This window comes from Phenylobacterium sp. (assembly GCF_035309685.1).
Classification (GTDB): domain Bacteria; phylum Pseudomonadota; class Alphaproteobacteria; order Caulobacterales; family Caulobacteraceae; genus Phenylobacterium.
In genome coordinates, this window is the sequence record NZ_DATGEX010000063.1 from 1 (window position 1) to 2734 (window position 2734).

4 protein-coding genes and 1 pseudogene are annotated in these 2734 nt (G+C 67.0%); 2 read left to right on the top strand and 3 right to left on the bottom strand.

Annotated elements, in window-relative coordinates:
* Positions 1–459 precede the first annotated feature (459 nt).
* The gene (locus tag VKQ35_RS19050; RefSeq protein WP_324364303.1) at positions 460–660 is read left to right on the top strand and encodes a hypothetical protein; all 201 of its coding nucleotides are present in this window, start codon (positions 460–462) and stop codon (positions 658–660) included.
* Positions 661–1310: 650 nt separating this feature from the next.
* Here the strand turns inward: VKQ35_RS19050 and VKQ35_RS19055 are convergent.
* Positions 1311–1937 (bottom strand): aldolase/citrate lyase family protein, encoded by a 627-nt coding sequence (locus tag VKQ35_RS19055; protein ID WP_324364304.1) that lies wholly within the window; start codon positions 1935–1937, stop codon positions 1311–1313.
* Between the two features lie 29 nt (positions 1938–1966).
* Between VKQ35_RS19055 and VKQ35_RS19060 the strand changes: the two genes are divergently transcribed.
* Positions 1967–2155 carry a hypothetical protein gene (locus VKQ35_RS19060; RefSeq protein ID WP_324364305.1) on the top strand — a complete coding sequence of 63 codons (189 nt, stop codon included), beginning with the start codon at positions 1967–1969 and terminating at the stop codon, positions 2153–2155.
* Here the strand turns inward: VKQ35_RS19060 and VKQ35_RS19065 are convergent.
* On the bottom strand, positions 2127–2504 hold the full coding sequence (locus tag VKQ35_RS19065; protein ID WP_324364306.1) for a hypothetical protein: 378 nt from the start codon (positions 2502–2504) through the stop codon (positions 2127–2129). The genes VKQ35_RS19060 and VKQ35_RS19065 overlap by 29 nt on opposite strands.
* A 28-nt stretch (positions 2505–2532) precedes the next feature.
* Positions 2533–2734, bottom strand: a pseudogene (locus VKQ35_RS19070) (hypothetical protein); the annotation flags it as partial.

Genomic DNA, 2734 nt, shown 5'->3' on the forward strand with positions numbered 1-2734 from the left:
GTCGGGCGCCAGGGTTTCGGTGATCTCATAGAAGTCGCTGACCGGGACGGCGTCGGTCCTGGGCGGTTGCGAAACGTCGTTCATGGCTACCTCTTGCAGACAGCGAGGCGGGCGAGAGCGAGCGTCAGTTTCACCCTCGCCTCTTCGTCTCGGTTCGAAGGCCATGAGAACCGGCGGGTCGCCCTCGGGCCGCCGGATCCCCACCTCGCTATCTCCAGGTCCCACAGGTGGCGCGGATTCTATTGGTGAAATTTGCCCTGGATTGGACAATCTCCAACCCATGGGCGCCGACACCTGGCGTCATTGGAAATATCGGCGCGCCGTCTTGGTCGAGTTGGGGACAGCGCCGCGCTGCAAAACCCCCGCAATGGGCATGCTGTTACAAGGCGTGAGCCGGCCGGCCTGCCAGAATTGCGCCTTGCGAGCCTTGAGCCCGCGCTGCTGTCCCGGGAGGCCGCCATGCCCTCAGCCCATGTCTGGACCGGCCAGGAGGTGCGTCGACTCGCGCGCTTCCGCGACCTGCTGCACTCAGCGAGTGCGCTGGTTGGCCGCGACGATCACCTTGCCAACCGCATGCTTGAAGACGCCCTAGAGGAGTTGCATGGCGTGCTCGGCGACCGCGCCCAGCCCATCGCCGAACTGGACAGGGAGGCGCACTGAGCCCCGCCCCCGTCAGCCGATCATGCCGCGGGGCCCAAGTGCTGATCGCTGCCGGCCAAACTTCGCCTCGCCCGCCGCCAGCGTGCCCTCGGAGGTGTGTGCGGCTTGAAGGCCCGGCGCCAGGTAATAGGGACGGACGAAAGACGAGCCGATCACGAAGTCGACCTCCGTCTCGGCCCGGGGCGATTATACCTCCATGTAGACGTGCAGAATTGGAAGTTGGTCCGCCATGCCCACTTCCCGATCCGCGCGGGAGTCGAGAGTTTAGGACCGAATCCGCGAAGCTCGTGGCTGAGGCAAAACCCCAGGCCGACAAATTCCGCGACGTCGCCCGCGAACTGGAGTGCGACGACGACGACGAACGCTTAAGGCGGCGGTGAGGAAGATCGGGCCTGTCTCTCAGCCGCCGTCGCCCAAGGAGCGTGAGCCAGTGATGTCGACAACCCGACATATTAATACATGGGCGGCCCCTATGTCGGTGATATCGGGCGGCCTGAATTTGCAAACGGTATAATCGCCAATGACAAATAGGCTCCGAGCGCCCAACCGGTCGCCTGGCGAAGGGTTTGGTTAGTTCTTGCCGGCCTGTCCCTCGGCAAGCTCAAGTTGCGCTCGGGCGCCCGCCTTGAGCAGGTGCTGGGTCGTCCACATCAAGAGGGTGGCGCCCCCATCCAAAGCCGCTTCGGCGCCGCAGCGCGCCGCCGGTAACCCAGCCGCCCGCCCAAGCGCGCGCGCGGCCCAGGGCCTGGAACGCCATTTCTCGCGCCCGCGGCGCCTCGCCGCGACGCGGCTCGCCCAGCGACAGCCAAATCAGACGCCGCGATCATCAGCCCGTCCACCCCCGGCACCGCGAGGATCGCATCGAGGTTTTCGACCCCCAGTCGACTTTCGATCAAGGGCATGAAAAGAATGCTCTCCGGGTCGAGTGGCTCGCTTGCGGCGATGATCTGCGTCAACAGCTGGGCCTCAGCCGCCGTCTCGACCCCTGGCGCCACGATCCCATCGACGCCGGAGTCAATGAACCGCCGCAACAACCCCGGCTCCTTCGACCAGGGCCGCAGCAATTTCGCCACGCCGCCGGCGCGCGCCGCGCGGGTCATCCGCATGACGGTTTCGAAATCCGTTCCGCCATGTTCGCAGTCGATGAAGATCAGATCGAAGCCCAGTGGCGCCAGGCAGGCGACGAGGTCGTCGGAGGGAGAGTCCGCCAATACCCCCTGGACGAGCGTCCGCTCTCCAAGCTTGGACTTCACGGCGCGGCGGGGGGCGAATGTCATGGCTGGACTCCTCGCCCAGGGACCAGACCATGACCCTAGCCGCAAAGAATGACCGCGCCGGCGCTGCCGCCGATGCCTACGCCATCGCTCTTGCTCAGATCAATCCAGCCAAGGCGGCCAGATTCCAGGACGATACCATCTGGCCCTATTTCGAACGCCTGCGGCGCGATTGCCCTTTCCCGACGTGGTCTAGCCGCGCCGACGAAGCGGTCGCCTGACCAGTTCGCGCAGCCCCGCTAGCGCCCAAGCCCGCAAGCCGCCTTCAGGGCGACCGCCCAGATCGCCGGCCAGCAGCCAATCCCAGATGGTCGGCGGCGGGGGCGGCGGAACTCGGCCGAGCAAGGCCAGGGTCAGCGCCGCGGACGCGGCTCCGAGGGCCAGGACCGCAAAGGTCGCAACCGCCGCCCAGAGGGGCGGCAGCCAGAGCCGCACGACGCCGAAGAGCGCCAGCCCCGCAGCCACCCCTGCGAACATCCCCGCAACCGCCGCCAAGCCTGCGGCGGCGGCGCGAAGCAGTAGCCGTCGGGCGTAGGCACGCAGGCCGGAAGGTCGGATCAGCCGAGGCATGGGAGGCTCCTGACGACGGCAACGGCGGCTAGAGGTTCTCCTTGATCATCTCCAGGATGTCCCCGCCCTTGCCCTGCAGCACGGCGCGCGCGGTGTAGAGCGCCATGCCGATGGCTGGCTCAGCCTCGGTGAACGGCGGCATCACCAGCTCAAGCGGTTGGACCTTGATGTGCAGCAACGCCGGCCCGGGTTCGGCGAGCCATCGGCCGACCGACGCGTCCAGGACGGAG